This window comes from Ruegeria sp. CL5 (genome assembly GCF_056536485.1).
Window position 1 is genome coordinate 176,583 of sequence record NZ_JBQFPS010000007.1, and the last position, 18,036, is coordinate 194,618.

18 protein-coding genes are annotated in these 18,036 nt (G+C 59.5%); 9 read left to right on the forward strand and 9 right to left on the reverse strand.

Translation table 11 applies throughout. The features are described 5' to 3' along the window. Nucleotides 1-4: 4 nt before the first annotated feature. The gene (locus ACR0IU_RS13735; RefSeq protein WP_480716685.1) at nt 5-1,051 is read right to left on the reverse strand and encodes an MBL fold metallo-hydrolase; all 1,047 of its coding nucleotides are present in this window, start codon (nt 1,049-1,051) and stop codon (nt 5-7) included. Continuing rightward, entirely contained in the window at nt 1,051-2,754 is a 1,704-nt protein-coding gene (locus ACR0IU_RS13740) for an acyl-CoA dehydrogenase family protein (RefSeq protein WP_480716636.1), read from the reverse strand. Before ACR0IU_RS13740 ends, ACR0IU_RS13735 begins: the two co-directional genes overlap by 1 nt. 132 nt (nt 2,755-2,886) lie before the next feature. Here ACR0IU_RS13740 and ACR0IU_RS13745 point away from each other — a divergent pair, with 132 nt between their 5' ends. Further along, the gene (locus ACR0IU_RS13745) at nt 2,887-3,834 is read left to right on the forward strand and encodes an L-threonylcarbamoyladenylate synthase (protein WP_480716637.1); all 948 of its coding nucleotides are present in this window, start codon (nt 2,887-2,889) and stop codon (nt 3,832-3,834) included. Here the strand turns inward: ACR0IU_RS13745 and ACR0IU_RS13750 are convergent. Beyond that, nucleotides 3,831-4,385, reverse strand: coding sequence for a YqgE/AlgH family protein (locus tag ACR0IU_RS13750; protein WP_170474645.1), 555 nt, complete (start codon nt 4,383-4,385; stop codon nt 3,831-3,833). The two genes, ACR0IU_RS13745 and ACR0IU_RS13750, sit on opposite strands and share 4 nt — an antisense overlap. A gap of 148 nt (nt 4,386-4,533) precedes the next feature. On the opposite strand from ACR0IU_RS13750, the gene ACR0IU_RS13755 reads away from it, so the two are divergent. Further along, entirely contained in the window at nt 4,534-5,346 is an 813-nt protein-coding gene (locus ACR0IU_RS13755; RefSeq protein ID WP_480716638.1) for a protein-disulfide reductase DsbD domain-containing protein, read from the forward strand. Between the two features lie 4 nt (nt 5,347-5,350). After that, a complete protein-coding gene (locus ACR0IU_RS13760; protein ID WP_480716639.1) occupies nt 5,351-5,785 on the forward strand; it encodes an NUDIX hydrolase in 435 nt (144 codons plus the stop codon). Here the strand turns inward: ACR0IU_RS13760 and ACR0IU_RS13765 are convergent. The 6 genes from ACR0IU_RS13765 to ACR0IU_RS13790 form a co-directional block, all read right to left on the reverse strand. Then, nucleotides 5,765-9,166 (reverse strand): efflux RND transporter permease subunit, encoded by a 3,402-nt coding sequence (locus ACR0IU_RS13765; protein WP_480716640.1) that lies wholly within the window; start codon nt 9,164-9,166, stop codon nt 5,765-5,767. The genes ACR0IU_RS13760 and ACR0IU_RS13765 overlap by 21 nt on opposite strands. A gap of 5 nt (nt 9,167-9,171) precedes the next feature. Then, nucleotides 9,172-10,629: an efflux RND transporter periplasmic adaptor subunit gene (locus tag ACR0IU_RS13770; RefSeq protein ID WP_480716641.1), complete on the reverse strand. Its 1,458-nt coding sequence runs from the start codon at nt 10,627-10,629 to the stop codon at nt 9,172-9,174. 105 nt (nt 10,630-10,734) lie between these two features. Next, on the reverse strand, nt 10,735-11,277 hold the full coding sequence (gene moaB / locus ACR0IU_RS13775; RefSeq protein ID WP_010443618.1) for a molybdenum cofactor biosynthesis protein B: 543 nt from the start codon (nt 11,275-11,277) through the stop codon (nt 10,735-10,737). A gap of 6 nt (nt 11,278-11,283) precedes the next feature. After that, entirely contained in the window at nt 11,284-11,904 is a 621-nt protein-coding gene (locus tag ACR0IU_RS13780) for a LysE family translocator (protein WP_170544741.1), read from the reverse strand. Continuing rightward, nucleotides 11,901-12,500 (reverse strand): metallophosphoesterase, encoded by a 600-nt coding sequence (locus tag ACR0IU_RS13785; protein ID WP_170544743.1) that lies wholly within the window; start codon nt 12,498-12,500, stop codon nt 11,901-11,903. Before ACR0IU_RS13785 ends, ACR0IU_RS13780 begins: the two co-directional genes overlap by 4 nt. Next, on the reverse strand, nt 12,497-13,261 hold the full coding sequence (locus tag ACR0IU_RS13790; RefSeq protein ID WP_480716686.1) for a uracil-DNA glycosylase: 765 nt from the start codon (nt 13,259-13,261) through the stop codon (nt 12,497-12,499). Before ACR0IU_RS13790 ends, ACR0IU_RS13785 begins: the two co-directional genes overlap by 4 nt. Nucleotides 13,262-14,019: 758 nt before the next feature. Between ACR0IU_RS13790 and ACR0IU_RS13795 the strand changes: the two genes are divergently transcribed. From ACR0IU_RS13795 to ACR0IU_RS13820, 6 genes are read left to right on the forward strand one after another with little or no spacing between them, the layout of a single operon-like run. Then, on the forward strand, nt 14,020-14,955 hold the full coding sequence (locus ACR0IU_RS13795) for an aspartate carbamoyltransferase catalytic subunit (protein ID WP_010443613.1): 936 nt from the start codon (nt 14,020-14,022) through the stop codon (nt 14,953-14,955). Further along, the gene (locus tag ACR0IU_RS13800; RefSeq protein WP_480716642.1) at nt 14,952-15,470 is read left to right on the forward strand and encodes a hypothetical protein; all 519 of its coding nucleotides are present in this window, start codon (nt 14,952-14,954) and stop codon (nt 15,468-15,470) included. Before ACR0IU_RS13795 ends, ACR0IU_RS13800 begins: the two co-directional genes overlap by 4 nt. Continuing rightward, complete coding sequence (locus ACR0IU_RS13805; protein ID WP_480571418.1) at nt 15,455-15,841, forward strand: hypothetical protein; 387 nt, start codon at nt 15,455-15,457, stop codon at nt 15,839-15,841. The genes ACR0IU_RS13800 and ACR0IU_RS13805 overlap by 16 nt, the downstream gene beginning before the upstream one ends. After that, a complete protein-coding gene (gene pyrC / locus ACR0IU_RS13810; protein ID WP_170772041.1) occupies nt 15,838-17,118 on the forward strand; it encodes a dihydroorotase in 1,281 nt (426 codons plus the stop codon). Before ACR0IU_RS13805 ends, pyrC begins: the two co-directional genes overlap by 4 nt. Then, on the forward strand, nt 17,118-17,723 hold the full coding sequence (plsY, locus tag ACR0IU_RS13815; RefSeq protein WP_480716643.1) for a glycerol-3-phosphate 1-O-acyltransferase PlsY: 606 nt from the start codon (nt 17,118-17,120) through the stop codon (nt 17,721-17,723). Before pyrC ends, plsY begins: the two co-directional genes overlap by 1 nt. Beyond that, nucleotides 17,720-17,995: a hypothetical protein gene (locus ACR0IU_RS13820; RefSeq protein WP_480716644.1), complete on the forward strand. Its 276-nt coding sequence runs from the start codon at nt 17,720-17,722 to the stop codon at nt 17,993-17,995. The genes plsY and ACR0IU_RS13820 overlap by 4 nt, the downstream gene beginning before the upstream one ends. The last annotated feature ends 41 nt before the right edge of the window (nt 17,996-18,036 follow it).

Consider the following 18,036-nt stretch of genomic DNA (forward strand, 5'->3'; position numbering starts at 1 on the left):
TGCTTTACCCTTTGCGCTGATACTCCCACGCCCCGTCCGCGCGGCGCGTCCGGGTGACCGCTCCAATGTGGTAGAGATGGTTTACATGTGCAACCGCCTCGACCAGCGCGAGGCCGTATTCGCCGCCTTTAATCTGACGTTTGAACAGCGGGGCAAAGCACTCGGCTGCGGTCTTGGGCTGATCTAGATCGCTTAGCAAACGTTCGAGCGCGCCGTGATGGTTGTCGATAAGTTGACGCATCCGGATCGGCAACCCGGTGAAGGGTAGCTTGTGCCCGCCCAGAACCAGATGATCGGGTCGGGCCAGAGGCTTCAGGCGTTCGCAGGCTTCCAGCCAATCAGCAACCGGGTCTGCCATCGGCTCAGTCGCATAGACACCCAGATTCGAGCTAATGGAGCTGAGAATCTGATCTCCGGTCAACACCAGATTGTCGTCGCGGCTCCAAAAGGTACAGTGTTCAGGTGCGTGGCCGTTGCCCATGTGGACGTCCCAGTCGCGCCCGCCCATGCGGATCACGTCGCCTTGTTTGACACGGGTAAAGCCCAGCGGCATGGGGTAGACGGTGTCGGCAAAGTTGAAGGGACGTTCAGCCATCCGGCCCGCCAGCACATCCGCATCCATCCCGGCGCTGCGGTAGTAATCGAGCGTTTCCTTCGGCCAGTTCTCCTGCACATCCAGCGTCAGCATTCGGGCGAACAACCAAGCGGTGCGGCTGGTCACAAGCTCGGCCCCGTGTTCGGTCTGGAACCAGCCTGCATTGCCGACGTGGTCGGGGTGATGATGGGTGACCACAACCCGGTGTACTGGCTTTCCGGCCAGAGGCCCTTCCATCAGGGTCTGCCAGATGGCACGTGTTTTTTTCGACGAAAGCCCGGTGTCGACTATCGTCCAGCCATCGCCATCATCCAGCGCATATACATTCACATGATCCAGCGCCATGGGCAAAGGCAGCCTGATCCACAGAACACCTTCTGCAACCTCGACCCATTCGCCGGGTGCAGGCGGTTCAGCCCACGGATAACGCATCACCTGAGGCCCCTCGCCATCCATCAAACCGCCAACTCCTCAGCGCTGAGCGCATAAAGGTCATCAGCCCCGTTCTGCGCCTGTGCCAGCAAGCCTGTATGCTCGGGCAGCAGCGCGTTGATGTAGTAGCGCGCCAGTTTTGCGCGCGGTCCATCGGGATCGGCCAGAGCCGCCGACAGGTGGTAATGCCCGCCCAGCACCCGCGCAAAGGCCTTGAGATAGGCTGACGCCCCGGCAAAGCGGTTATTCATGTCTGATTGCGCAACGATCCACTCTGTGGCTTCACGCAGTGACTCAGATGCCTCCCACACTGGGCCGGCAAGCTCGGGCATTGTGGCGCGGGCTTTTTCGGCCTGATCCTCGATCTCATCCAGCAGGTTCGAAGCCGCCTCACCCCCATCCATCATCTTGCGCGCCACAAGGTCCATGGCTTGAATGCCATTGGTGCCCTCATAGATCGCGGTTACGCGGACATCGCGGTAGTATTGCGCAGCGCCGGTTTCTTCGATGAAGCCCATGCCACCATGCACCTGCACCCCGGTCTCAGACACACGCATCCCGGTTTCCGTCCCGAAGGCCTTGCAGATTGGCGTCAGCAAAGCGGCCCGTGCAGCCCAATCGGCCTCACCCGTGGCCTGCGCCATGTCGATCGCAGCTGCATTGGCCAGCATGATTGCTCGCGCGGCAAATACATCCGCGCGCATTGACATCAGCATCCGCCGTACATCCGCGTGGTCGATGATCGTGCCCGAGGGCGTCTTGCCTTGCTTGCGTTCCAACGCATAGGCAAGCGCGTGCTGATAGGCCCCTTCGGCCACACCGACGCCCTCACCACCAACGCCCAGACGTGCGTTGTTCATCATGGTGAACATCGCAGCCATCCCGCCATGTTCTTTGCCAACCAGCCAGCCTCTGGCACCGTCATACTGCATCACGCAGGTGGGCGACCCGTGCAGGCCCATCTTGTGTTCCAGCGAGACGACTTTCAAATCGTTGGCAACGCCAGGATTGCCATTTTCATTGGGGATGTATTTCGGCACCAGAAACAGCGAAATCCCCTTGGTCCCCGGCACACCATCTGGCAGACGGGCCAGAACCAGATGGCAGACATTCTCGGCAAAGTCGTTGTCGCCCCAAGAGATATAGATCTTCTGGCCGGTCACCGAATATGTGCCATCGCCATTATCCTCGGCCTTCGAAGTCAGCGCGCCCACATCCGATCCGGCCTGTGGTTCGGTAAGGTTCATGGTGCCTGACCATTCACCCGCCATCATCTTCGGCAGATAGAGCGCCTTCAACGCATCGCTTGCGTGATGCTCCAGCGCCTCAATCTGGCCTTGGGTCATCAGCGGGGCCAGTTGCAGCGACAGGCAGGCGGCGCTCATCATCTCATTCACGGCGGTGGTCATGGTCATGGGCAGGCCCATGCCACCATATTCGGGATCGCCGCTCATCCCGATCCATCCGCCTTCGGCAATCGCTTTCCATCCTTCTGCGTAACCCGGAGGCGTACGCAAAACGCCGTTCTCCAACCGCGCGGGTTCCAGATCTCCAGGGCGCTGAAGCGGGGCCATGATCTCTTCGCACATCTTCCCGGCTTCGGTCAGAATTGCGCTCACAACGTCATCGCTGGCTTCCGAGAATTTCTCCGTCGCAGCGATCTGGTCAAAACCGATCACGTTGCGAAACAGGAATTCATAGTCTGAGAGCGGGGCACGATAGGGCATGGTTTCCCTCTGGTTCTAGCAGGTTCAAAGCATGGGGTTGGCATCCCGGCCCCACGCCGGTATTCATCTGGGCTGGCACGATTACCTACCGTGACCTGAACTGCAAGCAACCAAAACGCGGCGTCACGACCTATGACCATTCTCGGCACCCAAGACTTATCAGCAGATGCCGACGGCATCGCTAAGGCCGCCGACCTTTTGCGGCAGGGGCTGTTGGTCGCCTTCCCGACCGAGACCGTCTATGGCCTTGGCGGTGACGCACGGAACGGAGAGGCCGTGGCCGCGATCTATGAGGCCAAGGGGCGGCCCAGCTTTAACCCCCTGATCGCCCATGTAGCCTCAACCGAAACAGCAAAAAGGTTCGTTGAATGGACCGATCAGGCCGAGCAACTGGCGCAGGCTTTCTGGCCCGGGCCACTCACAATGGTTCTCCCCTTGCGGGATGATCACGGGATTTCATCACTCGTCACAGCGGGGTTGGATACTTTGGCCGTTCGAGTGCCCGCCCATCCCACCGCACGCACCTTGCTGGCCTCATTTGATGGCCCAGTGGCGGCCCCCTCGGCTAATCCGTCTGGTCAGATCAGCCCGACCACAGCGGCCCATGTCCGAACCGGGCTGGAGGGGCGGATCGCTGCCATTCTGGACGATGGTCCCTGCGGGGTTGGGCTTGAATCCACCATTGTCGGTCTGGCCGGAGCCCCTGCTCTGCTGCGGCCAGGTGGTGTGGCGCTGGAACGAATCGAAGATATTTTGCAAACGGAATTGCATCATCACCAGCCCGGTGATCTGCTGACTGCGCCGGGGCAATTGCAATCCCACTACGCGCCGGATGCGCCCGTTCGCCTGAACGCACAAGCCACACAAGGCGCCGAAGTTTTGCTGGGCTTTGGAGATGTCACCTGTGATCTGAACCTTTCAGATAGCAGCGATCTTGCCGAAGCCGCCGCCAACTTGTTCGCGGCGCTACACAAGCTGAATGAAACAGGCCGACCGATTGCTGTTTCTCCGATTCCCAAGCATGGGTTGGGTGCAGCCATCAACGACCGCCTTCGCCGCGCGGCGGCCCCCCGCGATTAGGCGCGGCCTGCGCTGGCAGAGAGCGTCAGTGGATCAACCCCCAGCGTGGCCAAAGCGGCCTCCCATTTCTCGTCATCCGGAACATCGAAAACAAGTTTCGACGATGCCTCGGTCGTCAACCAACCATTCATGGCAATCTCATCCTCAAGCTGATCCGGCCCCCAACCAGAATAGCCCAGAGTCAGCATCGAATTCAGCGGTCCCTTGCCCGAAGCCAGATCTTCCAGCACATCGAGCGTCGCGGTCATGCTGAAATCTTCCGCAATTTGCATCGAATGCAGATTCGCATCGTAGTCCGCGCTGTGCAGCACAAAGCCACGCGACATCTCGACCGGACCGCCGAATTGAACCAGACGCTCCCCGACAACCGGAATGCGACACGGGATGTTGAGCTGTTCCAGCAAGGTCTTGATCCGCAAATCTGAAGGCTTGTTGACAATCAAACCCATCGCGCCATCTTCGCCGTGGCTGCAGATATAGACGACCGAATGTTCGAATCGTGGATCGCCCATGCCGGGCATAGCAATCAACAGTTTTCCCGTAAGGTCCATCAGCAAACTTCTCTTGCGCCATCGGATGACACCAGAATGAACCCGCATGCCGGGGAATGGCAAGGGACCAGCTGGGATTTCTGTGCATTTCACCTAAGTGACCGGAACGTGACTTGGCATTTACGCTCAGAATGCGCATGTTCTGCCAATGAAACTGTTTTCGAAATCCGCCGCAGCCGGTCTGACGGCCACTCTTTGCTTTGGCTTGCCTGCGATTGCTCAAGGGGTTGGTAACCTGGTGCAGCTTGAGGTTCTGGACGGTGGCCGGACCGCCAAGGGCACCTATCAAGGCGCTTTGCATCTGACGCTGAAGGAAGGCTGGAAAACCTATTGGCGTGCGCCGGGTGATGCGGGCATTCCGCCGCAGTTCAATTGGACAGGCTCTGGCAACATAGCGGATATCGCGATCACGTGGCCCGCACCGCATGTGTTCGATCAAAATGGGCTGCGCTCTGTCGGGTATGAGGATCAACTGGTACTTCCCGTTGAGATCACACCCAAGAACCTTGCAAAACCCGTTCGTTTGCGCGGTGAGATGGATTTGGGTGTCTGCAAAGACGTCTGTGTACCGGGTAAGCTGGATTTTGACCACACACTGGATGCAAAAGCCGGTCGCCATCCGGCTATCGCAGCAGCCCTTGCCCAGCGCCCGTTTTCCGAGCGTGAGGCTGGTGTGGCGAACGCAACCTGCCACCTGACGCCCACTTCGGAGGGGATGCGGATCGAAGCGCATATCACAATGCCCTCTGCAGGCGGGTCCGAATTCGCCATAATCGAACCGGGCAACCCGACGCTCTGGGCTTCGCAACCCGAAACACATCGTCAGGGCAAAACCTTAATCACAAGTTCAGAGATCATCAGCGCCTCGGGTGGGCCGTTTGCGCTGGATCGGTCTGAGGTGAGGATCACGGTGCTTGGGGCAAACCACGCTGTAGACATACAGGGATGCAGCGCAGGCTGATCGGATGAGTCAAACTCCTAAGATTGGCGCGTTGGCCGTAGTTGTTCATGAAAATCAGGTGCTGTTGGTTCAGCGCAACAAGCAACCCGACGCAGGGTTGTGGGGTTTTCCCGGTGGCCATGTGGAATGGGGTGAAACCGTTTTGGCCGCCGCCGCCCGTGAGCTGCGGGAAGAGACGAGCGTGATTGCCGAACCGATGGAGTATCTCGATAATCTGGATTTGCTTCTGCGCGACGGCGAAGGGCTGATCCGGGCGCATTATCTGTTGGTTGGTGTCGCGTGTCGCTACACTTCGGGTACGCCGGTTGCTGCAGATGACGCGCGGGACGCGCAGTGGTTCCCCGTCGATCAGATCAAAGCCCGTTACCTTCCCATGAGTAGCCGCGTACCCGACCTGCTGCAGCTTGCGATCTTGCGATCAAGCCTCGGCGCGACCTGACAATCGTGCGTATAACAAGTTCGACAGCAGCACTCCCAACAACAGGATCACCGTCGCTCCGGCGGCAAAGACGCCAAAGCCCAATTGCAACACAATTGGCCCATCCGGGGTTGGGTAGAAGTCTGAAAGCAGCACCATCGGTTCACCCGTAACGGCAGGCCAGATCATTGATACCCCTAACCAAACCGCCAGCGCTGCGCCTGTTGCGCGAACGGCTATGCGCACCACTCGATCCGGCGCTCGTAGGGCGCGCCGCATCGCAGTCATCGGACGCGAGACATCGTTCAAGATCGTCAGCAGCGCGGGAACCAGCAACAGGATCAGCACCATCCCGAAGCCCAGCCCGTAGACCAGCGTGATCACGGTTGGCTTCAAAAACTGCGCCTGCTGCGAGCTTTCGTACATCAAAGGCGTCAAGCCCAGCACAGTGGTCAAGGTGGTCAGCATCACCGGTCGCAGCCGGTCTGCGGTGCCTTCAACGATCGACGGTACCAGCCCACGTTCCTGTTGATACCCATCGATCGTAGTCACCAACACAATCGAGTCGTTGATGATGATCCCGGTCATGCCCAACAAGCCAACAACGGTGAACATGCTCAGCGGCACATCCCAAAGGTAATGCCCCCAAATCGCGCCCACGAGGCCAAAGGGTATGATCGCCATGACCACCAAAGGCCGCGTCCAGCTGGCAAAGACCCATGCCAGAACCAGATAAATCCCGGTCAGACACAGGATTAGCCCGGTGCGCGCCTCCGAGAGGAACTCATCCTCCTGTTCGCTCAGACCTGCCATGCGCCATTCAACCTGACGTTCGGAGGCAATGTTGGGCAGGATTTCCTCCTGCATCGCCCGAGCAATCTCGGCGGCTTGCGCCGGATCATCCTCGGAAATGTCGCCGTTCACCGAGATCACGCGCAGGCCATTTTCGCGCCGGACCGTCGAGAACCCCGACTTTCGCTCGACCGAGACAATATCGGCCAGCGGAACGTAGACACCATCGGGCGTCCGCATCAGCGTGCGTTCCAAAAAATCAGCTGTCAGTTCGCCCTCGGGCAGTTCGATCCGAATCTCGGTGCTGCGCGGTCCATCCGGGAAAGTAGCGGCCTCGATCCCGTTCAGTCGGTTTCGCAATACGCGGCCAAGTGTTTCGATGCGGAAACCCAGCGCCTGGCCCTGTGCCGTCAGATCCAGAATGAACTCTTCCTTGTCATAGGCCAGATTATCCTCAAGCGCCGAAACCTCTGTGTATTTCGACAGCGCCGCCTGCAAATCTTCGGACGCGGATTTCAACGTGTTCACATCGGCGCCGTAGAATTGCACGTCAATAGCATCGCCACCGGGGCCCGAGCGCCAGCCGCGGAAACTGAGCAATTCGACCTTCGGATGGCGGGGGACAAAGTCCTGTAGCTCACCCACAAACTCAAAACTGGAATAGGGGCGCAGGTCGGCATCAATCAACTCAATCGAGATACCGCCCAGCAGATCGCTGTCCTTCCCATCCGCCGCACGCAGCCCCCATCCGGCCGATCCACCTACTTCTGCCAGAACATAATCGATGGGATTGCGGCCATGACGCTCTTCGTAGATCTGGCCCAGTTCTTCGGTGGCCCGCTGGACCATGTGCATCATTTCAAGCGTCTCCGCACGTGTGGCACCTTCAACCATGATGAAATTGCCGGTGACCGAGCCGCGTTCCGGCGCATTGAAGAAACGCCAATTCACGTCCCCCCGGATAAACAGAGCGATCTGGCTGGCCAGAACGACAACCATCAACGCAACCACAACGTAGCGCGCCCAGATCACCCACGCGACCAGCGGGCGGAACAGATGATCGCGCACCCAGCGGAAACCTCTATTAACGACCCGGTTTGGCCAGTCATACCAATGTTCCTTTGCTGAATGTGCGATGGCATGCGCCATGTGGTTCGGCAGGATCAAAAAACACTCGATCAATGAGGCAATCAGGACCGCAATAACGGTGAACGGAATGTCGCGGATCAACTCTCCGAACCGGCCACCGATCGCGGTTAGTCCAAAGAATGCGATGACGGTTGTGACGGTTGCGGCAAACACTGGCATCGCCATGCGCCGGGCTGCGCGTTCAGCAGCGACCATCGGCGCTTCGCCCAGCCGGCGAGCACGAAAATCGGCATGTTCGCCCACCACAATGGCGTCATCGACCACAATGCCCAGCGTGATGATGAGACCAAACAGAGACACCATGTTCAGTGACAGCCCGCCCAGATACATCAGAGCAATAGCCGCTGACATCGCAACCGGAATGCCGGCGGCCACCCAAAAAGCGATCCTCGCGTTGAGGAACAGGAAGAGCAGGCACACCACCAGTCCCAGGCCCAACAGACCGTTGTCCACCAGAATATCCAGACGGTCGGTGATGGCTTGCGCCCGTGTGCGGATCAGCTCAATCGTGATGCCTTCGGGCAGGCTCGCCTGCATCTGGGCCACCACATCCTCAACATCGCGCTGGATGCCAATGGCGTCGCCAAGATTGGAACGATCTACGCGGATCGACATTGCAGGATTTTCACCCACGAAATAGCTGCGATTGCGCGTAACGCCCTCGACCCTGATTTCAGCCACATCCCCTACAACAAGCTTCGAGCCGTCTGCAAAATTGCGCAGGGCGATGCCCTCAATTTCTTCCGGGGTGCGTTTTTCTACCCCCGTTCGGATGCGCGCATTGGCGCCCGAGACATCGCCTGCAGGGTTAGCCGTGACCTCGGCAGCGATGGCCGCCGCGATATCCGAGAGTGAAATGTCATTGGCGATCAGCTGCACTGTGGGCACCTCGACCACCACGCGCGGTGCGGCCAAGCCGCGGATTGTAGTGCGCGTGACCCCGGCGGCAAAGAGGCGGCTGATCAGCTCATCGGTGAACTTAGCCAATTGCTCGGCCTCAATGGGGCCAGTGATGACCACATCCGTGACACGATCACGCCAGGCCCCGCGCCGAATTGTCGGCTCCTCGGCGTCTTCGGGCAGGTTGGTGACACTGTCGACGGCCGTCCGAACCTCTTCGACTGCGCGGGACATATCCCAGTTTGGTTCAAATTCCAGCCGGACCTGTGCCGATCCTTCGCGCGAGGTTGATTCGGTACTGGCCACACCCTCGACAGCCAATAGCGCAGGTTCGAGCAGTTGGATTATGCCATTGTCGACATCCTCGGGGCCGGCGCCCTCCCATTCGACATTCACATCGACGCGTTCAAGGATCACATCAGGAAAGAACTGCGCCCGCATGTTGGGGATCGCCGCGATGCCCAACACCAACATGACCAGCAGCAACAGATTGGCCGCTGTCCGATGCCTGGTAAAATAACTCAGGATACCGCCTGCCGCGCTGGGAATTTCGCGGATCATGGCGCCTAACCCCCGGCCCGATTGTCATCAAGACGGCGTACAAGAGCGGCAGGTACCTTTGCCTCGCTCAGTTGACCCAATACCTGGGCCTTATCCGCCTGTGACATCCCATCGCTGGCCTCGACCTGTGCGACAAGTTGAGCCCGCTTTTCGTCGGAGAGTTCGACCATGCCGGGATCAACTTCGGTGCTGGCTTCAACCCGCAGAGGCCGGACGCGAACGCCCGAACCCAACAGAGGCGTCCGTCCGATCACTACTTCTCGACCCTCCAGACCTTCACCGCGCAGCAATACTTCATCTCCTTGACGACGGATCAGTTGTACTGCCAAAGGCTCCAACCGATCGTCCGGACCAAGCACCAGCACGTTGCCCGCTGCATCCAGTACAGAGGACGGCAGACGCACAACATTCTCTAGCGGTTGTTCCTCAACCGAAACGGTGACGAAATCCCCTGGTTTGAAACCTGGCGCATCATCAAGACGAGCATAGATCAGACGCCCGGTCTGCCCTTCACCCGCAGCACCGCTATCGCGGCTGATTTGGCCCTTGGCGATCAGATCGGTCCCAGTGACCTCTAGCGACACGGTGACTGGTGCGGAAATCAAGCCGCCTTGCGCGTCCAACAATCGCACATATTGCGCGGTCGAGACCCGGAACGCGACCTCAAGCGCGTTGGGGTCCACAAGTTCAGCCAGCTTTTCATTGGCCGCGACCAACCGGCCTTCAACCAAACTGACCTCAGTCAACGTCCCGTCAAAGCCGGCGTGGATCGTCATGTCTTCCAAATCACGCTCGGCCCCTTCCAGCGCGATGCGGGCGCGGGCAAACAGTGTGGTGGCCTGATCAACCCGAGACTCAGCCTGCGCCAACGCAATCCTGCGCGCCAGAACTGCCTGATGAGCAGATGTTGCAGCCAGTTCCGCCTCTTCAACACTGGCAGCCGCGCCAACGCCTCGTGTCTGTAGGTCTTGTTGACGCTGAAGAGCCCGGTCGCGTAGCTCGGCCTGCGCTTCGGCTGATTTCAATTCATCCTGCGCCAGCAGCAGCGAGCGTTCTGCGTCTCGTTCTTCAAATTGGGCATCCAGAAGATCGGATTTGGCGCGGTCCAAGGCTGACTGCATATCAGCTGGATCCAACTCAACCAGCAACTCACCAGCCGTCACGGTGCCACCGTCTTCAAAGTCATCCGCCAGCGACACAACGCGCCCGCCCAAGGCTGCGCGCAGCTCTAGCCGACGGCGACTTTGGATCTGACCAAATGCCTCCAGATAGGGCGTAACGGTTTCTGGTTCGGCGGCGCGGACACTGACGGCGAAAATGCGTTCCCGCGCCTCGGGGGTCTGATTGTCCCGCGTCAGCACATCCTGCACCGCACCCGAGATCATCTGTACAGCCACGATCAACAGGCCCAGCGTCAGAAACGCCAGGAACACACCTACAAGGCTTTGCCGCAGAAATCGCATCGGTCACTCACCTTTGGTCGCACATGCTGCCTTCCGCAAAGGTAGCCGGGTCGCAAAAAATGCCAAGCCACAAAGCGGTTATGATGCGTTAAACGCAGGACCATTCTACTTCCGTCGCAGATGTTCGTCCAATCTGGGCATTATTTCCACGAAATTGCAGGGGCGGTGGCGATAATCGAACTGTTTCTCCAAAATCGCATCCCACGCGTCTTTACACGCGCCCGGGCTGCCCGGCAGCGCAAACAGATAGGTTCCTCCCGCCACACCGCCTGTGGCGCGGGACTGCACGGCAGAAGTACCTATCTTTTCCATAGACACGATGGTGAACACGGTGCCAAACGCCTCGATCTCTTTTTCATAAACATCCCGATGTGCCTCGACTGTAACATCGCGACCCGTCAGACCTGTGCCGCCGGTCGAGATCACAACGTCGATCTCAGGATCAGCGATCCAAGCACGCAATTGTTTTGCTATCTCAGCGCGCTCATCTTGTATAATCCTGCGATCCGCCACTGAGTGGCCCGCTTTTTCGATCCGATCCACCAACGTCTGGCCCGAGCGATCCTCGTCCAGAGACCGCGTGTCAGAAACAGTCAGGACAGCGATCCGGACGGGAATGAACTTCTTGCTTTCGTCAATGCGTGACATGCGGTGTCAGGCCCTTTCCATAATAGCAAGCCGGAGGGCCAAAGCGGTGAAGATCCCCCCTGACACCCAACCTAGAATACGCGAGGCACGCGGATTGCCGATTAGAATCCGACCTGCGCCGCCAGCGAAGATGCCGACCAGCCCATTCACAACAAACCCGCCGACACCAAGAATTGCGCCATAGATCAGGAACTGCGCCAATACCGAACCCTTACCTGGATCGATAAATTGCGGGATGAAGGCGAGCACGAACAGAATGACTTTGGGATTGGTCAGGTTGACTAGCATCCCGTCCCGAAACGCGTAGCGGGTGGGTCTGTTCGGTGCGTCGGCGGCGACTGCACCATTCCTGATCGCACCCCATGCGAGATAAAGCAGATAACCCACCCCGACCCAGCGGATCACATCGAACAGCCACGGCAGGGTAGCGACCGCCGCGCCAAGGCCGAGACCGGCAATCAGAACGTGCACCATACCGCCTGCAGAGACCCCGGCACTTGCGGCAATCGCAGGGCGCGGACCTGCGCGCAAGCCTTGACCAAAACAGAACATCATATCCGCGCCGGGTGTGAAATTCAGCGCCAGCGCTGCCGGGATAAAAGCCAGCAGCGTTACCGTGTCGATCATAAACTCACCTCGAACCAATGCACTTTGGGCCCCAGATTGGCTATCTGTGTACGGCCGATGGTGCCTCGGTAACCCCAGCTGTCATGGATATGCCCGCAAAAGACGAATTTGGGCTGAAGCCGTTCGACTGCGTCTCGAACAGCGACTGAGCCAACCGATTGGCCTTGCGAGGTAGTATCGCCATGCCCTTTGGGTGGAGAATGCACGATCAGGATATCTGTGGCCTCGCACCGATCCAGCAGTTCTGCGGCCTCAGGCTCGGTCAGGTCGCAGGACCAATCGCCAAAAGGCGTGACCGGCACGCCATAGCCCAGCCCAAACAGGCGCAGACCATCAAGTGTCATGCCTGTCCCGTGCAGAACATGCACACCATCAGGCGCGGCTTCTGTCAGTTCCTCGGCGCTTTCCGCATTGCCCGGCACCAGAACCAGCGGAGCCGCAATGCCCGAAAGCATCTGCATCGCTTCATTCAATCCCCGTCGCGCATTGCAAAAGTCTCCGGCCCCAATGACCAGATCAGCCTCGGCACTGGCGGCCACCAAGTCGGAGGCGCGGTTGCGCGCCATGTGCAGGTCAGAGAACGCCAGCACCCTCATGCCCCGCCCCTCAGCCGCGCTTGCAGATCCAGCAGATCGGCCCAGGCCTGTCGCTTCATCTGCGGTTGACGCAGCAGGTAGGCCGGGTGAAACATCGGGATGACCGGCAGGTTCAGCGCCTGATCCCATTTCCCTCGCAGCCGCGTGATACCGCGTTTGCCCAGCACGGCCTGACAGCTGATATTGCCCATCACCACCAGCACCTCGGGTTTGGCCAAGGCCACATGCTGTTCCAGAAACGGCTTCATCATGCCTATTTCTTCCGGCTTGGGATCGCGGTTTTGCGGAGGGCGCCACGGAAGCACATTTGTAATGTAGACATTCTCGCGTCGATCCAGACCAATCGCGGCCAGCATCCGGTCCAGCAATTGCCCAGCGCGCCCGACAAAGGGCTTGCCTTCGCGATCCTCATCACGGCCTGGCGCTTCGCCGATGATCATTACCCGTGCGCCGGGGGTGCCGTCGGCAAACACCAACTGCCGCGCGCCGCGTTTGAGATCACAAAGATCAAACGCCTCCATCGCCGCACGCAAATCGACGAGCGATCCAGCGGTTTTCGCCGCCTGTTGCGCAACTGCTGCGGCGTCGACCGGTTCTGGTTTTTTCGCAGTTTCAACCGCAGCGGGTTTCTTCGCCTTGGACGCTTTGTCCGGCAACGCATAGCGATCCACCGGCGCATCGCCGATCGCCTCGGTTGCGCCCAGCTCGATCTGCCATTCCAGCAGCGCCCGCGCGGTATGATGGTCCAAGCCCGATTCCATAACCCTCAATCTAACCAGCTTTTGACCGAGGGAAAGCGAATAGACCTTGCCATGGCACAGGGTCGCACCGACCATGGCGGGGTCATGCTGTCATTTCTGCGATTCCTTCTGATTGCTCTATTGCTGGCATCCTCTGGCGGTTCGGCGAGCGCACAGCTGTTTGACCGGAATACTCAATGCCGCCCCGGACAGTTGCAATGCGGACGCAGTTGCTGCCCCGCAGGCCAGCGCTGCAGCTTTGATGGCCGCTGTATCCCGCCCGGGCACACCTATTGTGGAGGCGGACGCACCTGCGGCCCGTTCGAGCGTTGCGCGGCAGGAGGAACCCGTTGCGCCCCGGCGGGGGCGAACAAGTGCACCTCGCGTCTTGATTGCCCAGGTGGCAGCTTCTGCAACGGGCGCGGGGAATGCGAGCGCAGCAGACCAGATTTGGTCCCAGCTCCATCCACAACCTGCGCGGATGGCCGGACCTGCGGAGCCGGTTCATCCTGCTTGCCGGGCGGCGGATGCTCGCGCCCCGGCTGGTTTCTGTGTGAGGAAACCGGTTCGCAATGCCGGCCCGGCTTTAAATGCTCGGCTCATCAGGGCTGCGTGCCGATCAAGGCTATCGATTGCGGCTATGGCAAGTGGTGCAAACCTGGCGAACAATGCCTGCCCGAAGGTGGATGCGAGAAACTGCCCGAAGGCTCGGAACCTTAGGTTGCCTTGGCCTGCATGGCTTCCTATAAGCGGTCCGATTGTCAGACAGGAGCCCGCCCATGCGTTTCGCCCATCGTCACCTTCTTGGCATCGAGCATCTGTCGCAATCCGATATCACTGCTATCCTTGATCTGGCCGAAACCTATGTCGATCTGAACCGGCAATCGACTAAGCACTCGGACGTGCTGTCGGGCCTGACACAGATCAACATGTTCTTTGAAAACTCAACCCGCACGCAGGCCAGTTTTGAACTGGCGGGCAAGCGGTTGGGGGCTGACGTGATGAACATGGCAATGCAGGCCAGTTCGATCAAAAAGGGTGAAACACTGATCGATACGGCGATGACGTTGAACGCGATGCATCCCGATCTGCTTGTAGTAAGGCATCCTCATTCCGGCGCGGTGGACCTGCTGGCGCAGAAGGTAAACTGCGCCGTGCTGAACGCGGGCGACGGGCGGCATGAGCACCCGACACAAGCCCTTCTGGACGCGCTGACCATCCGCCGGGCCAAGGGCCGTCTGCACCGGCTGAACATCGCGATCTGCGGAGATGTGGCGCATTCGCGCGTGGCGCGGTCGAACCTGATCCTGCTGGGCAAGATGGAAAACCGTATCCGCCTGATCGGCCCGCCGACGCTGGTACCGTCTCAGTTCGCCGAATTCGGGGCCGAAATCTATGACGACATGAACGAAGGCCTGAAAGACGTCGACGTAGTCATGATGCTGCGCCTTCAGAAAGAACGCATGGACGGCGGTTTCATCCCCTCAGAGCGCGAATACTACCACCGCTATGGGCTGGATGCCGCGAAACTCGCGCTGGCAAAGTCCGACGCCATCGTCATGCACCCCGGCCCCATGAACCGAGGGGTCGAGATCGACGGCACTCTGGCCGATGACATCAACCGGTCCGTCATTCAGGAACAGGTCGAGATGGGCGTTGCTGTCCGCATGGCCGCCATGGACCTGCTGGCGCGTAACGTGCGAGAAGCCGCATGAACGATCTGATCATCGCCCCCCATGAGCGCGGCGTGATCCGCCTGTTCTCGCTGGATATGCACCCGGAAGAGGCGAAATTCCTGCGCGAACCGGGGGCTGTTGATCAGGCACTTGGAGTCGAAGGGCTGGACCCCGAACAGATCGACATTTTTCCAGTATCCGACCTCGAAGACCTTGGGCTTTATGGCTATCTCAGCGAAGGCTGCGGTGTCTCGGTAGACCAGTTGGACCGCACGAAATTGGTGTCCATCGAAGGCTGGGTGATGGTCCTGCGCAGCGCAGCTTTCGGCGATCGATCAGTAACCCTTTTTCCCGATCCCCGCCTGCATCTGATTGGCCTGTTCACAGAAGAGGCCACGAACTGGACCGGCGACTTGATCGAGACGGAAAGCGCAAAGCCATACTCGGCCCCGCAAAGCCCGCCAGCGGATACCAAATCAAGCCGCATCGGATCAGCGGTCATTGCCTTGCTGATTCTGATCGCCGTCGGAGGTGCCTTGTGGCTGATCCTGTGACATTCTCCTCGGACAAGGGCGCTTATGTCCGAACCAATGCATGGCTCGCCGCCTTTGCAATGGCGGCCGCGATGGTCGTGCTATGGCTGATCGGCAATCCCTACGTCTGGACCGGCGCGCCTGCCGGGTTGGCTGCCATCGGGATCCGCGCGTGGTATTTGGCCTCGGAAGAACTGGTCGCCACGTGGGAAATGACAGACACCACCCTCACCGGTCCCGGTTCGCGCAAGGTGGCGCTGAACCAGATTCAGGCGGTCAACACGATTGGCAGCTTTGTCCAGATCGTCACCAAAGGCGGCGACAAACACCTTATCAAATACCAGGCGGACCCCGCCGCCACCAAAGCCGCAATCGAAAGGGCCATGGCATGAGCAATCTGATTTTCACCAATGCCCGCCTGATCAACCCCGAAGCGGACACAGATAGCATCGGCTGGCTGAAGGTTGCCGACGGTCGGATCGCGGCGCTTGGTGAAGGCGCGGCCCCAGACGCTGACACGCAGGTGGTCGATTGCGGTGGGCAATGCCTTGCCCCCGGCATTGTCGACATTGGCGTCAAGGTGTGCGAGCCCGGTGAACGGCACAAGGAAAGCTATAAATCTGCAGGTCTTGCAGCAGCCGCAGGGGGTGTGACAACGATCGTCACGCGCCCTGATACCCTACCTGCCGTCGACACACCCGAAACGCTGGAGTTTGCCACCCGCCGCGCGCAAGCGGACGCTCCGGTCAACGTCCTGCCGATGGCCGCCCTGACCAAAGGACGCGAAGGGCGTGAGATGACCGAGATCGGGTTCCTGCAGGACGCAGGCGCCGTGGCGTTTACCGATTGCGATCATGTCGTGACCAACACCAAGGTGTTTTCTCGTGCTCTGACTTACACTAAATCCTGCGGCGCACTGGTCCTTGCGCATCCGCAGGAGCCGGGGCTCAGCGCTGGGGCTGCAGCCACCAGCGGCAAGTTCGCCGCTCTGCGAGGCTTGCCCGCCGTATCGCCTATGGCTGAGCGGATGGGACTGGATCGTGACATCGCCTTGCTTGAAATGACCGGAGCCGCCTATCACGCCGATCAGATCACCACGGCCCGCGCCCTGCCCGCACTGGAACGCGCCAAGCGCAACGGGCTGGACATCACGGCAGGCACTTCGATCCACCATTTGACACTGAACGAATTGGACGTGTCCGATTATCGCACCTTCTTCAAAATCAAGCCCCCACTGCGATCCGAAGATGACCGGCAAGCCGTGATCGAAGCAGTGCGAACCGGTCTGATAGACACGATCAGCTCCATGCACACCCCGCAGGATGAGGAAAGCAAGCGCCTGCCGTTTGAAGAGGCGGCCTCGGGCGCGGTGGCGCTGGAAACGCTGCTGCCTGCTGCGCTGCGCCTATACCATTCCGAACAGCTGGACTTGCCGACCCTGTTCCGCGCCATGGCCCTGAACCCGGCCAAACGGCTGAGCTTGGAGAGTGGTCGCCTGTCCCAAGGCGCGCCCGCTGATCTGGTCCTGTTCGACCCGGATGTTCCCTTTGTTCTGGACCGCTTTACGCTGAAATCGAAATCGCAGAACACACCGTTTGACGGCCAGCGGATGCAGGGTAAGGTCACCGCAACCTATGTCGCTGGACAAGAAGTGTACCGGAGAGCCTGATGCCCTTGATCGATAGCACAATGACTCAGCTCATCCTGTGGGCCGCGTTAGGATACCTGCTTGGGTCCATACCATTTGGTATGATCGTCGCGCGCGTGATGGGTCTGGGAAACCTGCGGCAAATCGGGTCGGGTAATATCGGGGCAACCAACGTCCTGCGCACCGGCAACAAAGGAGCGGCGGCGCTGACATTGCTGTTTGATGCGGCCAAAGGCGCCGCTGCCGTTTTGTTGGCGCGCGCATTGGCCGGTGAAGACGCTGCGCAAATCGCAGCGCTTGCCGCATTTCTTGGTCATTGCTTTCCGGTCTGGCTGGGCTTCAAAGGCGGCAAAGGCGTAGCAACCTTTCTGGGCCTTTGGCTCGCGCTTGACTGGCGCGTGGGTGTCGCCTGTTGTTTGACATGGCTGGTTGCAGTGCTGATCTGGCGTATTTCATCTGTTGGGGCGCTGGCCGCCGCCGCTCTGTCCACAACTTGGATTATGGTTTTGACAGATGGCAGTACGTTTTTCCTCGGGATTGCTTTGACCTTACTAGTCTACTGGCGGCACAGCGCCAACCTCGCGCGTATCAAGGCAGGAACCGAGCCAAAAATCGGAAAATCGTGACGGCGTCCAGCGCTTTCCTGAAGGCGATCGATGATCTGCCCATCGGCACATTCACGGGGGCCGCTGGCTCGCGCAGATATTTAGTTTCGCATCAGATCATGGCAGGTGGGAAATCACACAAGCTCGTGGCCTATCAACTGGGCGGACCGGACTATATCAGCTTAAACCTTTATCTCACCCGCAAGAGCGGTGCGCTGCTGCGCCCCTGTGAGATGCCCGCTGAGAAAGTGGTTGTCTTTGTTCTGGCGCTCGTGCCTGACGTGCAGGAATGAACAACAGGTCTTTGTGACCGCACAATCACAATTGATTGCTT

What these genes read in the sequence shown, in the direction of transcription:
- ACR0IU_RS13735 (WP_480716685.1), bottom strand. Translation starts at nt 1,051, where the DNA reads ATGGATGGCGAGGGGCCTCAGGTGATGCGTTATCCGTGGGCTGAACCG.
- ACR0IU_RS13780 (WP_170544741.1), bottom strand. Translation starts at nt 11,904, where the DNA reads ATGATCGACACGGTAACGCTGCTGGCTTTTATCCCGGCAGCGCTGGCG.
- ACR0IU_RS13745 (WP_480716637.1), top strand. Translation starts at nt 2,887, where the DNA reads ATGACCATTCTCGGCACCCAAGACTTATCAGCAGATGCCGACGGCATC.
- ACR0IU_RS13765 (WP_480716640.1), bottom strand. Translation starts at nt 9,166, where the DNA reads ATGATCCGCGAAATTCCCAGCGCGGCAGGCGGTATCCTGAGTTATTTT.
- ACR0IU_RS13760 (WP_480716639.1), top strand. Translation starts at nt 5,351, where the DNA reads ATGAGTCAAACTCCTAAGATTGGCGCGTTGGCCGTAGTTGTTCATGAA.
- moaB (WP_010443618.1), bottom strand. Translation starts at nt 11,277, where the DNA reads ATGTCACGCATTGACGAAAGCAAGAAGTTCATTCCCGTCCGGATCGCT.
- ACR0IU_RS13785 (WP_170544743.1), bottom strand. Translation starts at nt 12,500, where the DNA reads ATGAGGGTGCTGGCGTTCTCTGACCTGCACATGGCGCGCAACCGCGCC.
- ACR0IU_RS13800 (WP_480716642.1), top strand. Translation starts at nt 14,952, where the DNA reads ATGAACGATCTGATCATCGCCCCCCATGAGCGCGGCGTGATCCGCCTG.
- ACR0IU_RS13750 (WP_170474645.1), bottom strand. Translation starts at nt 4,385, where the DNA reads ATGGACCTTACGGGAAAACTGTTGATTGCTATGCCCGGCATGGGCGAT.
- pyrC (WP_170772041.1), top strand. Translation starts at nt 15,838, where the DNA reads ATGAGCAATCTGATTTTCACCAATGCCCGCCTGATCAACCCCGAAGCG.
- plsY (WP_480716643.1), top strand. Translation starts at nt 17,118, where the DNA reads ATGCCCTTGATCGATAGCACAATGACTCAGCTCATCCTGTGGGCCGCG.
- ACR0IU_RS13770 (WP_480716641.1), bottom strand. Translation starts at nt 10,629, where the DNA reads ATGCGATTTCTGCGGCAAAGCCTTGTAGGTGTGTTCCTGGCGTTTCTG.
- ACR0IU_RS13755 (WP_480716638.1), top strand. Translation starts at nt 4,534, where the DNA reads ATGAAACTGTTTTCGAAATCCGCCGCAGCCGGTCTGACGGCCACTCTT.
- ACR0IU_RS13795 (WP_010443613.1), top strand. Translation starts at nt 14,020, where the DNA reads ATGCGTTTCGCCCATCGTCACCTTCTTGGCATCGAGCATCTGTCGCAA.
- ACR0IU_RS13790 (WP_480716686.1), bottom strand. Translation starts at nt 13,261, where the DNA reads ATGGAATCGGGCTTGGACCATCATACCGCGCGGGCGCTGCTGGAATGG.
- ACR0IU_RS13740 (WP_480716636.1), bottom strand. Translation starts at nt 2,754, where the DNA reads ATGCCCTATCGTGCCCCGCTCTCAGACTATGAATTCCTGTTTCGCAAC.